This window comes from Paenibacillus germinis (genome assembly GCF_013141785.1).
Lineage (GTDB): Bacteria > Bacillota > Bacilli > Paenibacillales > NBRC-103111 > Paenibacillus_E > Paenibacillus_E phytorum.
On record NZ_WHOC01000080.1, the window covers coordinates 37019 to 54363 of the forward strand.

At 44.0% G+C, this 17345-nt stretch carries 16 protein-coding genes and 2 pseudogenes; 3 read left to right on the forward strand and 15 right to left on the reverse strand.

All coding sequences use genetic code 11. The annotated features are described in order from the left end of the window. Positions 1–9: 9 nt before the first annotated feature. Both GC102_RS16285 and GC102_RS16290 read right to left on the reverse strand, forming a co-directional pair. A complete protein-coding gene (locus GC102_RS16285; protein WP_171690495.1) occupies positions 10–894 on the reverse strand; it encodes an ABC transporter ATP-binding protein in 885 nt (294 codons plus the stop codon). 217 nt (positions 895–1111) lie between these two features. Beyond that, complete coding sequence (locus GC102_RS16290; RefSeq protein ID WP_171690496.1) at positions 1112–1876, reverse strand: TioE family transcriptional regulator; 765 nt, start codon at positions 1874–1876, stop codon at positions 1112–1114. Between the two features lie 214 nt (positions 1877–2090). On the opposite strand from GC102_RS16290, the gene GC102_RS16295 reads away from it, so the two are divergent. Beyond that, entirely contained in the window at positions 2091–2942 is an 852-nt protein-coding gene (locus tag GC102_RS16295) for an alpha/beta fold hydrolase (RefSeq protein ID WP_171690497.1), read from the forward strand. 289 nt (positions 2943–3231) lie between these two features. On the opposite strand, the gene GC102_RS16300 is transcribed toward GC102_RS16295, so the two are convergent. Together GC102_RS16300 and GC102_RS16305 are read right to left on the reverse strand one after the other, a co-directional pair. Then, positions 3232–3873, reverse strand: coding sequence for a MarC family protein (locus GC102_RS16300; protein ID WP_171690498.1), 642 nt, complete (start codon positions 3871–3873; stop codon positions 3232–3234). Between the two features lie 52 nt (positions 3874–3925). Beyond that, positions 3926–4237: pseudogene (locus tag GC102_RS16305) on the reverse strand (winged helix-turn-helix transcriptional regulator). On the opposite strand from GC102_RS16305, the pseudogene GC102_RS16310 reads away from it, so the two are divergent. Further along, a pseudogene (locus GC102_RS16310) lies at positions 4236–4559 on the forward strand (DJ-1/PfpI family protein); the annotation flags it as partial. The pseudogenes GC102_RS16305 and GC102_RS16310 sit on opposite strands and share 2 nt — an antisense overlap. Positions 4560–4720: 161 nt before the next feature. Here the strand turns inward: GC102_RS16310 and GC102_RS16315 are convergent. From GC102_RS16315 to GC102_RS16335, 5 genes are all read right to left on the reverse strand, one after another. Next, positions 4721–6127 (reverse strand): amino acid permease, encoded by a 1407-nt coding sequence (locus tag GC102_RS16315; protein ID WP_171644201.1) that lies wholly within the window; start codon positions 6125–6127, stop codon positions 4721–4723. A 387-nt stretch (positions 6128–6514) separates the two neighbouring features. Next, positions 6515–6976: a DUF8821 family protein gene (locus tag GC102_RS16320; RefSeq protein ID WP_171644202.1), complete on the reverse strand. Its 462-nt coding sequence runs from the start codon at positions 6974–6976 to the stop codon at positions 6515–6517. Positions 6977–7121: 145 nt separating this feature from the next. Beyond that, positions 7122–7601: a 23S rRNA (pseudouridine(1915)-N(3))-methyltransferase RlmH gene (gene rlmH, locus GC102_RS16325; protein WP_171690500.1), complete on the reverse strand. Its 480-nt coding sequence runs from the start codon at positions 7599–7601 to the stop codon at positions 7122–7124. Between the two features lie 279 nt (positions 7602–7880). Then, the gene (locus tag GC102_RS16330) at positions 7881–8048 is read right to left on the reverse strand and encodes a CxxH/CxxC protein (protein ID WP_063860151.1); all 168 of its coding nucleotides are present in this window, start codon (positions 8046–8048) and stop codon (positions 7881–7883) included. A gap of 67 nt (positions 8049–8115) precedes the next feature. After that, entirely contained in the window at positions 8116–9339 is a 1224-nt protein-coding gene (locus GC102_RS16335) for a S1C family serine protease (protein WP_171690501.1), read from the reverse strand. A gap of 263 nt (positions 9340–9602) precedes the next feature. On the opposite strand from GC102_RS16335, the gene GC102_RS16340 reads away from it, so the two are divergent. Then, positions 9603–9812 carry a hypothetical protein gene (locus tag GC102_RS16340; protein ID WP_029196124.1) on the forward strand — a complete coding sequence of 70 codons (210 nt, stop codon included), beginning with the start codon at positions 9603–9605 and terminating at the stop codon, positions 9810–9812. On the opposite strand, the gene GC102_RS16345 is transcribed toward GC102_RS16340, so the two are convergent. The 6 genes from GC102_RS16345 to GC102_RS16370 form a co-directional block, all read right to left on the reverse strand. Further along, positions 9781–10581: an MBL fold metallo-hydrolase gene (locus GC102_RS16345; RefSeq protein ID WP_171690502.1), complete on the reverse strand. Its 801-nt coding sequence runs from the start codon at positions 10579–10581 to the stop codon at positions 9781–9783. The genes GC102_RS16340 and GC102_RS16345 overlap by 32 nt on opposite strands. A gap of 65 nt (positions 10582–10646) precedes the next feature. Further along, positions 10647–11474, reverse strand: a complete 828-nt coding sequence (gene yycI, locus GC102_RS16350) for a two-component system regulatory protein YycI (protein WP_171690503.1) — start codon at positions 11472–11474, stop codon at positions 10647–10649. 35 nt (positions 11475–11509) lie between these two features. Continuing rightward, entirely contained in the window at positions 11510–12799 is a 1290-nt protein-coding gene (locus GC102_RS16355; RefSeq protein WP_171690504.1) for a YycH family regulatory protein, read from the reverse strand. Beyond that, on the reverse strand, positions 12796–14628 hold the full coding sequence (gene walK / locus GC102_RS16360) for a cell wall metabolism sensor histidine kinase WalK (RefSeq protein WP_171690505.1): 1833 nt from the start codon (positions 14626–14628) through the stop codon (positions 12796–12798). The genes GC102_RS16355 and walK overlap by 4 nt, the downstream gene beginning before the upstream one ends. 2 nt (positions 14629–14630) lie before the next feature. After that, entirely contained in the window at positions 14631–15350 is a 720-nt protein-coding gene (gene yycF / locus GC102_RS16365; protein ID WP_029196128.1) for a response regulator YycF, read from the reverse strand. Positions 15351–15561: 211 nt separating this feature from the next. Beyond that, on the reverse strand, positions 15562–17106 hold the full coding sequence (locus GC102_RS16370) for a M23 family metallopeptidase (protein ID WP_171690506.1): 1545 nt from the start codon (positions 17104–17106) through the stop codon (positions 15562–15564). Positions 17107–17345: the final 239 nt, after the last annotated feature.

A 17345-nucleotide genomic window follows, 5' to 3' on the forward strand; every position in this document is an offset into this window, starting at 1 on the left:
GAAACGAGGTCATACTGCTGCCCCCTGCTTGTTTGCCGAAATGTAATACAAATACGCATCCTCTAAAGTCGGCGTAACCAAGCGACTCTCTGCTGAAGGCTGAGTATCGGCAATAACCCTCACACGCACCCCTTCACTGCTTTGGATGGTGCTGCTGACTAGCAACTGTTTACGCACTTCCATCCAAGTATCACTCGGTATTAACCACTCCCACACTTTACCCACCGTCGCTGCTAATAATTCACTCGGAGCTGCCTGTATCACACTTCGTCCTTGATTTACAATAGCGATGTCTGTTGCGGTCGCTTCGATATCCGATACGATATGGGTTGATAAGATAACAATACGATCCCCAGATAATTCGGATAAAAGATTACGAAAACGAATCCGTTCCTCAGGATCAAGTCCAACCGTTGGCTCATCAACGATTAATAGCTTGGGGTCATTCAGTAACGCTTGTGCTATACCTACACGTTGTCTCATCCCGCCTGAAAAGCCATTCAGCGGTTTTTTGCGGACCTCATGAAGATTAACCAAATGCAGTAACTCGTCAATTCTTTTTCTTACGATTTTATAATCTAACCCTCTGATCGCCGCTAAATATTCCAAAAACTCAACGGCATTCAAATGAGGGTATACACCAAAATCTTGTGGCAAATAACCTAATATACTTCGTACAGCATTGGGATCTTTCGTAATATCGACTCCGTTCCAACTCACCTTCCCCCCTGTCGGTTGAGTAATGGTTGATAAGATTCTCATCAACGTAGATTTCCCAGCACCATTCGGACCTAACAATCCCAAAATACCTGTTTGGATTTGTAAGGATAAGTCCCGAAGACCGTAAAAATCCCCCTTATATTTCTTGCTTACACTTTCGATAATTAATTCCATATATTCCTCCTGCTTATGTGTTGTTTCAACTTTGGGCGTCATAGCTTCCAATGTTATCCACTATAAGCCTACTTTAACTAAAAAACATACTCTCCATAACTGGCTGAGGTTTAGTTTATTACTGGACTTTGGTCTTGGAGGGGAATGGAGGTGTTACATGTGACAGATTACTTCACATAACAGTAAGAAAAAACCGTCTGGGAAGATCCCTGACGGTTTACTTATCCTTTTCCATATCAAAGGAATGATTTGGTTTTAATAGAGAAGCCTCATTATAGCCCATTAAACCAACTTCGATACATAACTCCATTAATTTATGAACGCCATTAAATTGTTGCCGATTACGTCTGTGAATACTAATGAGAGCATTCTCCGTGACTTCTTTTATTTTTTCAATGCTGTGATGTTCCACGGCTTGGACAAGCTCTTTCATTTTTTCCAAATAATAAACAGTCTTTCTCAAATTGCAGATAAGTAAAATCTGTCTCACATGAACTGGGGTATACAACCTGTATCCATTTTCAGGAGCTCTTTCTGGAAATAGAAGCCCTTCTTTTTCCCAATGACGAATGGCTGAAGTTTGTACATTGGTTATACCAGCCACTTCGCCAATAGTCATCAAATTTTTAATCTTCTTATCCTTAATTGTAGTTAATTTAGGATCCTGCAGCAGGACAAGGGTCTGGTCTGCGTTACTTTTTTCCTCATGCAATTTTGCTTGCTCTACGTTGACAAGCCAAAATGCATGGTCCATATCTGCATTTTGAATGTGACGAAGCACATCATAAGTAAGCGTGAAGCCAAATCCGGGTATCATTGCACGAAGACAACGAAAATACGCCAAATGCACTTTTGTATAGAGACGATATCCGTTTTTCGCCCGTTCTGGTAAAGGCACTACTCCCCATGATTCATAGTGTCTTAAAGCACTTGTGCTTATTTCAAGCTCTTTAGCAATCTCTATCGGTTTGTAATATCGCATCCATTTACTCCTTGAATAAATAAAATCATTCATAAACTACCCCAATTTTTCGATCTATGCAAACCTTAAATCAAAACTTTAAAGTGCTTTGAGAAGCTTTAACATAATAACCCCTTATTTTTAGACTGTGTTTTCCCGTTACTTTCTCACTTGCATAAATGTTGTATATTAGTTTGTATAGGTGTAACAAAAAATCTAAATGGGAGGGCTGAATATGATCAAGGTAAAAATGCATGATGGACATATGATTGATGTAGAGGTTCAAGGAGAGGGACCAAACCTATTGCTTCCGGTAAACCCGCAACCCATTGAAGGACCACAGGCCGATGAAATGTTAAACTGGGGAGTAGATCCTGCTCTTGGCCGTTCACTTATAGAGGGTCTTAGTGATAAATTTCGTGTGATCGCCTTCGACTATGAAGGTCATGTCCTAAGCGCGGCTAAACCCGATACCTTAACACCAACCAACATTTCTAACGACATTCTTTCCATTGCTGATGCGGTAGAAGCTAAGCAATTTGCCTATTACGGTTACTCATGGCTTGCTCTTAGCGGAATGCAGCTAGCGATTCGGACCCATCGACTCTCTGCACTTGTTATGGGTGGTTTTCCGCCTATTGGCGGTCAATATAATGAAATGTTAAGCGTAACAATGGCGACTCATGAGATGTCCAAATCAACTCATAAGATCACAAATCCCTCCCAGAACGGTTCGGATGAATTCGATTGGTCCAATGTTGAAGTCACTATGAGTGAGGCTCAGACCAAGCAGTTCGTCACCCTATATCAGGATCTACAAGGTTTCAATGATCGAGCAGCCCAATCCAAGATTTCATGTCCTCGCCTTTGCTTTGCAGGAGCTGCTGACAAGATCGATTATGGCAAGCGTTGGGGCGATGTACAGGTGGACATCGTTGGACCTCTCATTTACCGACGCCAAGAGATTGAATCTCTCGGTTGGGATGTTTCGGTTCTTGAGGGTCTCAATCATACACAAGCTATGCAAGCTGCTAACGTCTTGCCCATCTTACGTCCTTGGTTAGATTCCAAGTTAATATGTAATTAACTAACAACTTGAGTAGACATTTGTTCAAGTTATAGTCAGAGAAAAAAAGGATGGGTTTGCACCATCCTTTTCTTTTAAGCAACTATTCCTTGCAGGATTGTATGCATTTATTATGACTATATGCTCATGCTTATCAATAAAATCTTCGACTTGTAGTAACCAATTCATAAAATAGTTACCTTTATTTATAATTATCATTCTTTTAACCCAATTATTCCCAATTTTAAAACCAATTATCTCTCATCTTTCCGCTACACCACTATTTGTGATACGGTTCAAAGTAACATCGTTAGGGCGAAATTTTCAGAATTTGCCGAATAATCGGCGTAATTCCACTTACCATAAACTCAATGGCAATCACCATAACAATTAGACCCATTAAACGCATTAGCACATTATTGCCTGTTGGGCCAATCCATCGATAAATTTTAGCTGAGTTAACAAGGACAATGTATGTAAGCATAAGTACAACCGCAATTACGACTATTAATATAATCTTTTCCATAAAATTTGTCGTAGATTCCATAAGAACAATTCCATTAGTAATTGCCCCAGGACCACATATCATTGGAATAGCCAATGGAGTAATGGAAATATCATTTACATATGCATCAACATCCGCTTTATCAACCTTTGTACGAACAAGTCGTGCCTGAAGCATATCCTGTCCCATTAAAATGAAAATAACCCCACCGACAATCTTTAAACTGTTAATAGAAATGTTGAAAAAGTGAAATACCCATTCGCCCGTAGTTGAAAAAATGAGCAATGTAAAAAACGAAACAACTACGGCTTTACGAGCAGTATGGACTTTTTTCTGTGATTCAAGATCGGCTGTCATCGACATAAAGATTGGCATGATGGCAAGTGGATTAATGAGTGTAAAGAACGAAGTGAGGCTCAGTAATAAAAATGATGTGTACAGTTCCATGTAATATCTCCTAGTTGTATACTCTTTTTCATTGTTCCAGTTTTAATAGTTCTCAATTCGTATCGGTTGTGCCCTTTTCCAAAGAGTGAATTTCCTGCTTAATGGCCTCCATTCTTTTGGTTCCCCAATCATACATCATATCAACTATGGGTAATAAAGTCATCCCAAGTTCAGTCATGGAATATTAAACCTTTGGAGGGACTTCAGGATATACCTCTCTATGAACAACACCATCTTCGATCAGTTCACGCAGTTGCCATAACACTACGATTTTCCACTTCCCACTGATAATAGATAACGTGAGTTCTTTCGCACAGTTATAATCCCCATTTATGATCTTGTCTCTGACTTCATCTCTAGATATGAATAAACAAGCATTACTTATTATACCCCCTGAACGCTTTAATGAAGACGAATTATTTCAACCAAAGGAAATACTAGAAAATGCAGGAGTGAAAGTAACCATTGCTAGTACGAAAACGGGAGAAATTATTGGTGACTATCAAGGAAAGGTAAATGCTGAAGTCATCTTCTCAAACGTGTCTGCCCGTGATTATGATGTAGTTGCTGTCATTGGAGGATCAGGTACGAACGATCATCTCTGGAACAATCAGGAGTTACTGAGCTACTTAAAACAAGCACATGAAGACAAAGTTCTTGTGACAGGAATTTGTGCAGGCGCAGTAAACAAAGCAATGTTAGATCATGCAAGCAAGAATCAAAGGACGGGAAAATGAAATCACATAGGCCTTAAAGGAACAAAAAAAGAGGGGTGGCTGTCCCCAGGCTGTCCCCCCCTCTTCTTCGTTATGTGCTTATTGCAACAGTTTCTGAATCGGATATTTCTTTACTTTTCGCTAATCAATCTGTCAGTACTTCCATCATCCGTTTGAGCACTCACCGGAACAGCCTTACTAACTCCAAAAGCGTAATAACTAATAACAACGATACCTAAGAAAACAATTCCGGCAATAAGAGAGAGGCGTGTATCATCATTCATCCACATGCCGACCAATACCATAAGCAAAAAAGCAATGGTCACATAGTTTGTCACTGGTGCAAAAGGCATTTTGAAAGGATGATTATCCAATTCAGCTCCCTTTACTTTTCTGAATTTCATTTGACTGATCAGAATAACAAACCACGGCACCATACCGGGAAGTACGCTGGCGCTGTATACATACACAAACAGATTTTCCGGTGCAATGTAGCTTAAGATCACACCAATGCCCAATCCCACGAGTACGCCAATCGTTCCCAGCAGGGGCACGCCGTTATGGGATAGCTTCGTAAATATTTTCGGTGCCTGTCCATTTACTCCTAATGTATAAAGCATGCGCCCTGCGCTATAAATCCCACTATTACAACCTGACATAGCTGACGTGATGACGACAAAGTTGATGATCCCTGCCGCTGCTGTAATCCCGATTTTCGCAAATGTTGCCACGAACGGGCTGCCGATTGCATGCAATTGATTCCAAGGGTAAACGGTTACGATCACAAAAATCGCGCCAATATAGAAAATCAAAATACGCCAAATAATACTTTGAGTCGCACTCATTAACGTCTTTTGTGGGTTTTTTGCCTCGCCCGCAGTAATCCCAATAAGTTCCACACCTTGATAGGCCCCAATTACCAGCGAGAGAGCAAAGAAAAAGCCTGACCATCCACCGGTAAAGAAGCCCCCATGCTGCCATAGGTTAGATAACCCGATTGCGTTCCCACCGTTGCCAATCCCAAAGAAAATCAGACCAATCCCTGCAACAATCATCAATACGATGGTTACGACTTTAATCATGGAAAACCAAAACTCAAATTCACCGAATGATTTAACAGAGAATAGGTTCGCTGCACCGAGAATCACCATTGCGATAATACCTGGTATCCACGCGGGTAAATCCGGAAACCAGTACTTCATATATGTCCCAACCGCAATGATTTCCGCCATCCCGACAACGACCCACTGGAACCAGTTGCTCCAAGCCGTCGTGTAACCTGCCAAAGGATGAATGTACTTATAGCCAAAGGTTGCAAAGGACCCCGTGCTCGGTTCTACGTACTGCATTTCCCCCATTGCACGCATGATGAAAAATATAAAAATCCCTACAAGCGCATACGCAAGCATAACTGATGGACCTGTCCATTTTATCGTACTTGCAGAACCCATAAATAACCCAACGCCGATTGTGCCTCCCAATGCAATCATTTGAATATGACGCGCTTCGAGTCCCCTCTTCAATTCTTGGTTTTTCATTTCAGTTCCTCTTCCTCTCTGCTACTCTAGGTTGTTATTTTGAACAAGCTACAAACACTAACTATGATGAAGCAGTTACCGGCATATCATTCAATTGTAAGCGTTTTCTGCGTTGTGAATCACTAACGAATCCCATTATAATATTTATTTCTGATGAAAACAATTACATTAAACTGGAAATAATGAGTGACTTGACGTTTGGGATATGGCTGCTATTCAGAGGAGGAAAACTCGCCAAAGTGAATAAACTACCCTATTGTAACATCAAAAATACACAAAAAAGCTATCTAAGTTACTGATAGCTTAAATTATACGCAATAAATTATCTGCATATTAGACGACTCAGACCGCAATGACTGGATCCCGCCAATTGCGCTTTTGCTTATTTTAATATTGTCCTTTAATAACAAAAAACGAGCCCCGAATTGTTCCAGCTAGTTTTGACTTCTGCCTAGCAAATTTAAACTTCTCTTCTAACTCCTTTGGTATCTCCATCCCCTCAGAAAGCTTAAAACCAACGGCCCGCTTCTTAGGGTCATCAACCGTATACATGACATTGACAGAAAGACCATCCTCATAAAAGACGTAGGTAAATTGGATATTTTCCACTTGAAAACGCGACGTTTCTAACGGTTTGGCCGCAAACGCAATATCACGTTCTTTCAAAATTCGGTTCACATAATCAAGGTTCTCCTGACTTTCGCTAGCTGGTACAACCGTAAATTCATGCTCGTATTTGTTCATAAAGTAACGGGCTTCATTAGCACGTAAACCAGCAAGCGCTTCTACTACAGGTGAAGACTCTAAACCTACCGTAGACACATTTTTAAAATCAACGATATACGACATTTCCATCCCTCGTTTTCTCTCACTATTTTCTAAACAGAAATTTAATCTTCTTTATCTACCAAATATTATACCAAAAAATAATTCAATATAAACGTTCACGTTTGGGATATGATAAATCCCGTTGTTTCCCCCAATGAAATTTGCGTCATTTATGATAGGGTTCCCCTCGATTTATACGCATAGCGCGATAAATCTGCTCCACCAGCACCAGCCGCATCAGCTGGTGCGGCAGCGTCATGCGGCCAAAAGACAGCCGCATATCCGCACGGCGCAGCAGCTCGCTCGATAGCCCCAGCGAGCCGCCGATCACGAAAGCCACCTGGCTCCGCCCGTAGGTGGCTAACTTATCGAGCGAGCCTGCCAGCTGCTCGCTCGTCCACATCTCGCCGTCGATGGCCAGCGCAACGACGTACACGTCCGCGGCGAGCTTGGCTAAGAGCCGCTCGCCCTCCTTCCCACGCACCTGCTGTTCCTCAGCAGGGCTCATGTTCTCGGGTGCCTTCTCATCCGGCACCTCTATCATCTGCACCTTGGCATACGGCCCAAGGCGCTTCACATACTCCGCGATCCCGTCCACGAGATAGCGCTCCTTCAATTTCCCTACGGTTAATATCTGTATATGCATAACCGACAATCTCCCCTCATTTGCTCCATTGGATAAAATACAATCAAATCGAGCTCTATCACCTTTTTTGCCCGCTTTCATTGGAGCTAATCCAACAAAATGCTCCAAAATCAGCTCTTTTGAGCCATTTCCACATATTCCACTGTATTAATCCAATGGAACTAACCCCAATCGCCGATGTCATGGGACATCATTGGATATCATCCAATCAAATTTATCCAGTTAAGGTATTTCTATTTTCCTCCCAACCCAAACAAAAAAGGAAGGCCTCCGCCTCCCTCATACAACTAGAAATCGCGCTAACTCCTTGCAATGCTCGCAGTGCGTCGGTGGCTCCCAACTAGCGAAGTGGGTCTTCTGCAAATCCACAATGTCCGGAGCTTCCTCATACTCATCAACAAACTCATCAATCGCGATTTCTACATGATCTTTACAAACTACATGCATGCAAGTACCTCTCATCCGCAATGTTTCTATCCACGCATATCTTAACAAGCTTATCATTCATCTTTTATCACTTATCCATCGCTTCAACCAACGTAACCACCGCATTCAGCTTCTTACCGCCGCGGTAATACACCACGTTGACCTTATCGCCAATCTTCTTCTCGTTGTACAAATATTTCCGCAGGGAGATCGTACTGTCAATCTTGCGGTCATCCAGTTGGACAATGACATCCTGCGCTTTGAGGCCCGCTTCTTTGGCAGGTCCCGACACATCGAAGACGATAACTCCAGTCTTAACATCCGCAGGGAGCTTTAATACATCCGTCCCTTTAAAAGCTTGCAGTTCCTGCGTCGAAACACCCATCAACGGTCTTTTCACCTTATGATCTTTGATCAAACTCTCAATAATCGGCTTCACACTATTAATTGGAATGGCAAAACCTAACCCTTCCACTCCCGTATCCGATATCTTCATGGAATTGATTCCGACAACCTTGCCTTCGATATTCACCAGCGGTCCGCCGCTGTTCCCTTGGTTGATAGCCGCATCCGTTTGGATAACATCCATCTCCCAGTCGTAATCCGTTCCTTCACGTGACAGCGAAACCGGTATCGTTCGTTTTGGCGAAGAAATGATACCTTGGGTAACGGTTGGCGAGAATCCAAGTCCAAGCGGGTTGCCTACCGCTATCGCCATCTCTCCTGCTCGCAGCGTTTCGGAGTCACCGAATTCAGCAAGCACTTTGATGTCTTTTCCATCTGCTTCTAGCACTGCTAGATCTGTAATCCGATCGCGGCCGATTAGGGTTGCTTTGCGATGCTCACCTTGGAAATTAACGATTTCGAACTGGTTCCCGTTCTCAACAACGTGACTATTCGTCACAATTCGAACTTTATCACCATTCCGTGCAAAAATAACTCCCGAGCCGATCCCGAGTCCGGTCTCTTGCCCTTTATCATCCTTCTTCGAGGAAATAACGCTAACCACGGCAGGCTTTATTTTCTCCGTTGCCGCCACGACTGAATCGTTGCTGTTCATCGGATGCGCCTCGGCTTTTGTCGCAGAAGCTGGTATTGCTAGCGCTGCCTCAGATGAGTCACTTTTCCCGAAGCCGCCAAATACCCCGACCAGCAAAAGCATGGCTAGCGCTCCGCCTACTCCAGCAATGAGGGCCACATTCCGTCTGCGACCCGCGAAGCTTGTGAATGCCCCTGTCCCTTTGGGACGCCAAGAATCCTGGCGCTGCCTGGACCTTTTGGTGGAATAAAAATCATCATCAAACAAACTCATATCGGGTCCCTCCTCGCTGATGGGGATTAAGCTGTGCCGCTCTCTTGGATTGTTTTTTTATCTTTGGATTGTTTTATTGAAATCTTAGATTGTTTTTCGTCTCGCCTTACATTGTTTTTCGATCTAACCTTGAACTGTTATTTTTCAAAAAACAGGAATGTTTCGTTCACTTCTTGCCTACAATAATAGTAAACCAAATCTCTTAACGAAATACTAGAGTTAACTGAAATTTTAAATCAGACAAATAAAGGAGAATGCTCAGAATGAACCGTATTCCTTCCCATTTTGATGAAATAAACATGATTGGTAAGCTCGCTGACCTCAAAGATAGCCACTACCACCAGTCCCTCGTCCTCTCATCTCTCATTCAAGTTCTGATCGATAAGGGTCTCATCACCGCGCAGGAAATCCAGCTCAAATCCAAAGAGCTCGACGCCGCGCTTACTCCGAATCCAATACATCCCATTTCGTAGAGCGGTCAAAATATGTATCCATCAGCCGCAGCTGTTTAGCTTCAGGGGCACGCTCTTGTACTATGTTATTCACCGTTAGCCTGGCCAAATCCATTAAATTATGGTCACGGCTCAAATGCGCCATATAGACGGACTTCGTCTTGTTCGTCAACACGTCACAGAGCGCTTCCCCTGCAGCTTCATTGGATAAATGACCCTTATCCCCAAGGATCCGACGCTTAATACTCCATGGATAGTGCCCCACGCGCAGCATATCCACATCGTGATTCGTCTCCAGTACCAAGCTATCTGAATCCGCAATCTTTTCTTTAACCTTCTCACTCATATAGCCCAAGTCCGTTACAACACTTAGCTTCTGTTCCCCTTCATAAAAGCAGTACCCCACAGGCTCCGCTGCATCATGCGATATTCCGAATGATTCAACACGCAGCGTACCGAATTCCTCGATACCTCCGGTTTCCATCACCCTCTTGTTGCCTTCCGCGATCACACCGATTTGACGGTCCAGCTCTTCCCAAGTCTTCTCATTCGCATAGATAGGCAAATCATATTTGCGAGCCAGTGCTCCCAACCCTTTAATATGATCCGAATGCTCATGTGTGACCAGAATGGCATCAATACTGCTCGCCTCGAGCTCACGTTCCTTCATTAACAGCTCCATCTTCTTGGCGCTAAAACCCACATCAATCAGCAGCTTGATCTCGCCATTATCAACCACCGTCGCATTGCCTGTCGAACCGCTCGACAGTACCGTAAACCTCATACCCATCTTCCCTACTCCTCTATGCCTACATGTCATCCATCTAGCCGTCCATTGTTGACTATCCCACTTGCCTACTTCTTATCGGTGCTCTTATCTTCGTTTTTATCAGGATTCTCAGTTGTTTTCGCACCATCCACTTGCGTACCAAATGGAGCCAATTCAGACCCTTTTTGCGGAGACTCAACAGCTCCATTGAAAGCTTGTAAATAATAAATATCTCCATTATCGATCGTAATCCGCCAGTGCGGAAACATCGGTTGCGTTTCTGAATTATACGGCTGTCCGTGATACCCCAGTCTGACTTCCGTAATAATGGCACCATCACTCAAATAATTGTCCACTAAACTGCGAACAGCTAACTGAGCGGGGATCAGCTTCTGCTCCGCCTGCTCTACTCCTGATTCTACTTCAACGTAAGCTTGACGGTAACTGGTAATTTCTCCATTTTTCTCGCTCAACTCCACCTTCACATCGAAGAGTGGAATCTTGCCATATAGCTGCGTGAACACATAAACACCATTTCGACTAACCGCCGAATCCAATTGGTATAAGCCAAAATTCGGAATCTCCGATTGCGCTTGAACTTCTTTACTAGCCCCTTTACCAAGCAAATTGCTCATGTTAATGGGCGCTTTCAGCGTCTTCAGCTCACTGGGCTTCATATTATCATCGTATTTCACCGTTATGACTTTCATCTTCGGTTGATCCGTCGGTAACTCATCCGTTAGCCTTATATTTTTGTTTCGGAGTGCGTTATTTAGCTCTTCTACGGTACCTGATGTGTCCAAAGCGATTTCCGTCTGATTGGAACGATTGGTGGACCAAAGTTGGAAACCAAGAATCAAATTCAACATCAAAAAGGAACAAATCAAAATCGTTTTAGCCCGACTCCAATTCATGATCTCACCAACCTTTCCTCAGAAATGGAACATGCTTACTCAATAAAATCATACGTGCCATCTCGCAGCTCTACAGCCCATGTTGCCGTCAATACTAGCGTCTTATCCGCTACTACCGGACGATACGCTGGGAAAATAGACACAATACTAGAACGCTTCTGATAATACTGCAGCCTTTCTTCCAAAGCATCACCAGACATGATTTCAAAATCACGCCGCTGTACCGTCTTCAGATCGGGAATAATCATCGACCTCTCGAATCCAGAAATAATTCCCTTCTGAACTTGCATTTTCATGGAACCATAGCCCTCAGCCTGCGGCGTAATAATTGGCAAAGACTCATAGTACTGTCGGAACGTGAACGAGTGATTATCGATTAACTGCTTCTGCGGCGTGCGAGAAACCATATATTTCCCATCCCAGCCAATATGCTGATTAATAAATTTAATACCGGCCTGCAAGTCATCTAATACCTCAGTCTTACTTTCTACTGGTGCAACAGGATCCGAATACGTGACCCACCGCAGATCTCGATTTAGCTGAAAACCACGCTTGCTGTCCGTATAAATTTCAGAACCGTCGCGCTCTTTGAGATATCGTGTAATACCCGGATCCACGAACAGGCTTTGTTTCAATTGGTCTGCCGTCAACAAGCTATAACTAAATATATAGTTCGGCAGTCGAAGCGGCTTTATTGGGAGATAGTACTCCCCGCTGTTTGTCGTTTTGTATAGGTTCGTCAGGTCACCAAATGCCGCGAAATTTTCCACATCTTTACTTGTAAAATCGGCCCCGATGACTTCGTACCCAACGCCCGGGGAATCCGTAAAGAAGAAGGCACGTACATCCTCGTTATTGCCCTTGGAGTAAATCCAAATCCGCGTGATTTTATCATTATCAATCGGCAATTCGCCTTCAATCCGCAGCAACTGCTGAAGAATCGTAAAAGGAATACCATCTCGGAATCGAATCTCAACACCTTGCTGTTTCGTACGAACTTCTTCCCAGTTCACATTGACCAAATACATCGACGTTTTGCGAAAGCCTTTAAAGCTTCGCTGCTTAATATTGTCGAGCAGTCTTGTGTAGTAGTAATTGGTAGGATACAGAACAGAGTGCTGCTGATTGCCTAAGTGCACGATGATTTGATCAGGGAGCAGCATGTCATGCAGCTCCAATTGCTTCCCTAATGTCTCCGTCTGAACATAATTACTTTGTTGAATAGGCTCAATCTTCGGCGGGGTGTATGAAGCCAGATAAAAGCTTTGGTACAAGCTCGTCCCAATCAGGACAACAAGAAGGATGGATTTCAGACTCTCGATCATAGCTCATCTTCCTCCTCTTGCTGAATCGGTAGTAGGAACACAACACGAGTTCCTTGTCCCAACTCCGATTCCAAAATGATAGAGCCGCCATGTGCTTTTACTATTTCCCGGGCAATTGAAAGACCTAACCCCGTACCGCCCATATTGCGGGAACGCGCTTTATCCACACGGTAGAATCGGTCAAAAATGCGGGACAGATCTTTCTTCGGAATGCCAATTCCGTTATCCTGAACCGAAATTTCCAATACATCCTTCTCGATCTTCCTCGCTTCTAGCCGAATGGCCCCTTCATCACCCGTATACTTAATCGCATTCGACACGAGATTGTCGAGTACTTGATCAATTTTATCCCGATCGAGCAGTAAGCTGGTCACACCCTGCTCCACATGAATTAGAATTCGAATCTTCCGCTGCTGCAGCTGGAAAGAGAAGCGGTCAGCTACCTCTTCCAGCATTTCGCTCACAAGCGTCGAGGATTTACTCATCATCGATTGCTTCGAATCAAGCCTCGATAGATGCAAGAGATCCGTCACTAAACGGATCATCCTTTCTGTCTCGCTGCGCGTAACGCTAATGAAGCGTGAAGCCAGCTGCGGCTCCTCAATCGCACCATCATCGAGCGCTTCCAGATAGCTCTTGATCGTCGTTAATGGCGTACGCAGCTCATGCGAAACGTTCGCTACGAACTCACGCCTTGCCTGTTCCAGCTTCTCCTGATCCGTTACGTCCTGCAGCACCGCAATAATCCCGTTCTGCCCTTCACCTCGGCGATGAATCGGCGTGAACGTGATACGTACGGATAACTGCTCATCGTCATCGGGAAGATTAATATCCAGCAGCGTCGTACTAACATGACCCTGGAGGAAACCGCGAATCGTATCCATCGGAATACCAAGCACCTCGGATATGTCCAGACCCAGCGTCGTCTCCTCTTCCGTCTGGAGGATTTGCTTCGCCCTGCGGTTAAGCACGATGACATGGCCTCTATCGTCTGTGGCAATGATCCCGTCATTCATATTCGTTAAGATCGAAGCGAGCTTCTCCTTCTCTTCTTCATTCAGCGAGAGCGCTTCTTTGAGCCTATTCATCATAAAATTAAATGTATGACCGAGCTGCCCAATCTCATCGGTCCCTTGAATAATAACCTGCTGATCAAAGTTACCTTCTGCGACAGCCGTCGCCTGCTTCGTAATCTCTTTGATCGGATTCGTAATCGTACTTGTTAGAAGTACACCAAGAATAGCGGTTAGCCCAAGAGCGATCAATGTTCCCGAGATGAGGATGCGGTTAATTGATCGGATCGTTTTATAAACATCTTCCATGGAAGCGATAATGTATACCGCACCCAGGACACGGGCACCGCTGCCTACCGGCTTAGCGATAATGACCTTCCGATAACCGTCCTCATCCGTGAAGATCCGTTGGTTATCCTTAATCCCCTGAAGCGCCCTGATGACTTCCGGCTGCGTGTTCTTCTGTTTCAAATGATTAGGAACCGATGTGCTAATGACGTTCCCATTCGCATCTATAATTTGAATTTCCGCATTATTAATGGAAAATAAATTGCTGACGAATTCATTCAAATCCGCATACGTCTTCTTGCCTTCAGCGGCGTTCTTGCTGTCCTGATCCCCTGTGAGATACGACCCCACAAAGCCGGCCAGCAGCGTCACCTGACTGTTGCGTGAGGCCAAAAAGTCATTCTTGAAATACGTCTCCACTGTCTTATAGAAATACACACCAATGAGCTGCATCGCAATCAGAATGAGTAAGACATAAATAATAATCAGCTTCGCCTGAATCGATTGAAAGAAGCGGATGCCCTTCATGCTCAGAAGCCTCCGGCCTTAGGACTGCGCATTAAGTAGCCGAGGCCCCTGCGCGTCATAATATACTCCGGACGGCTCGGGTCCGTCTCCAGCTTCTCGCGTAAGCGCCGAATCGTTACATCGACTGTTCGTACGTCGCCAAAATATTCAAAGCCCCACACAGCCTGCAGCAGGTGCTCACGTGTCATCACTTTGCCTGAATTTTTGGCCAAATACTGAATAAGCTCGAACTCCCGATGCGTCAAATCGAGTGGTGTGCCATCTTTATACACCATGTACATGTCGTTATCGATAAACAGGGCATGAATACGCATCCCATTCCGCTGCGTGTCAGACTCGCTTGGAGCCGACTGCGCTTTCGTCTGTCTGCGCAGGTGCGCCTTCACCCTTGCAAGCAGCTCCCTAGTGCCAAATGGCTTGGTCACATAGTCGTCTGCGCCCATCTCTAGGCCAAGCACTTTATCCAGTTCTGTATCTTTCGCTGTGAGCATAATGATAGGAGTATTCAGCTTCGAGCGAACCTCTCGGCACACATCCATCCCATCCTTTACAGGCAGCATGAGATCCAGCAATATCAGATCGGGCTGCTCAGAGAAAGCAAGCTCTACCGCGCTTCCACCGTCATACGCACAGATGACCTGATAGCCCTCTTTTTCCAAATTAAATTTCAAAATATCTGCAATCGGTTGTTCGTCATCCACCACGAGAATTTTACCAAACAAACCTACCACCGCCTACTCAAGGATAAATGACTACGTCCCACAAGGACGAGCATGTAAAGTCAGTCTATTTCCTGCATACTACCCACTATTTTATCATACATTCAAGTGAGAAACCCTCTACCCGATGCAAATCGAAACATATTCTTTCTTTTGTGGAAAAAAGAGACAAGGCCCCCCGAGTTGTCCGGTTTGACCTTGCCTCTGTCTATGATTAGCGGTTTAAATACTTTAACGGATTTTCTAAACTACCACTTTTGTGAATCTCAAAATGCAAGTGAACACCCGTGGAGTCGCCTGTACTTCCCATAATACCGATTTTATCGCCCTTTTCGACGATTGTACCCTCGGTGGTGGTGATTTTGCTCAAATGACCATATAACGTTTCGTAACCGTTCAAATGATTAATAATAATATAATTGCCGTAATCGGATTTATAACCGGTTTCCGTGACTTTGCCGTTATCGGCCGTCATGATATTCTTATTGCCTGTGATATCAATCCCTTTGTGAAGCTTGCCCCAACGCACGCCGAACGTACTTGAAATACTTGGGGAAATGACAGGCCACGCGAACTTCCCTGAGCCTTCACCTTGAACCACTTTCGTTCCTTTTTTCACCTTAGCCATAACAGGTTTATCAATGATCTCTTCATTCACAAGCTTCTCTTCGGTCATTAAACCGTCGACCTTCGTCACTTGAATCGTAACCTTCTTCAGCCCATTCTTTCCAGCCGTTATCGGTTGAACTACACCTACACGAAGTGAATCATCTTTCACATACTCCGTGTCGTACTGAATCTCCTGATTCTGTACAACCCGTTCTGTTGTCTTAACAGAGAGCGTTGGTTTGAGCACCGTCACATCAAGTTGGTTGCCAATTTTCAGCTTATCATCTTGAAGGCCGGGGTTCTTATCATAAATGAATTGCTTCGTAATCCCTAATTTCTTCGCGATACAGGAGACACAATCTCCTTCGACAACCGTATACTTGGCAGGCTGTACATCACCGGTCTTGAGCTTCTTAACGACATCATCCGGTTTAGCCAAATCATCAGGTTCGATAGGAACTTCCTTAGTATCGACTTGCTGAATAAACTCTACTTTCTCGAGTTCCGATGGTGCTGTTGTGATATCCTCACCCAACTCTGTTGATAGCGCAGCTACCTTAGCGGTTTCCTTGGCTTTAGGCGCGAAGGGTGCACTTACTTGTTCAAGAATCCGATCAGCCGTCTGCTGATCCTTCACAATTGCGATGGTTTTCCCATCTACCTTCATTTCAATGCCGACCGGTTGCGGCACAAGCAGCTTATCAAGTGTTGCCAAAACAACTGAATCATCGGATTTTACGTTGAAAGCCTTTTCAGACTCATAGGTAACTCCGTTAGTTTTCAGCACGACATGCACATCTGGGAATTTTTGTTGCACTTCTTGCGGTTTTCTTTGCTTATATTCATCAATAATCTTATTGTCACTTACAATACCTATTTCTTGGCCATCCAGCTTCACATGATACACATTCACCATGCCAGCTTCTACATATTGATGTCCAGTAAACGTAATTATCCCAGTTAACGCGACTGCACTAACTCCCAGAGCAAGGGACCATTTATGTCGTTTCATTACCGTTAGCGTCGTTGTTGTCGTTGATTCTTCCAGCTGCTTGTCTGATATTGATTCATTTCCGGTCAAGCTTTCTCGCTTAGGCGTGAATCTCTTGATGAGATCCATGACAAAGCGCATTCCCCTGAAACCTGTCATGATCTTCTCCCTTTGAACGGTTTTGCATCCGAAGATACATAAATAAACCTTGATTAGACATAATATCCATAAAGGATGTCTTCCTTTTGTTAAATTTAACACACTTTCTCTGCCTATTTCAACAAAATACTCGATATCCATGTGATAGATTCGTGTCCATCACCAAAAGAAGGCGCTAAAAATTCATTTTTTTGTATGAAAATCCGAGAGAATATGCGCACTGCTACAAGGATTGACGA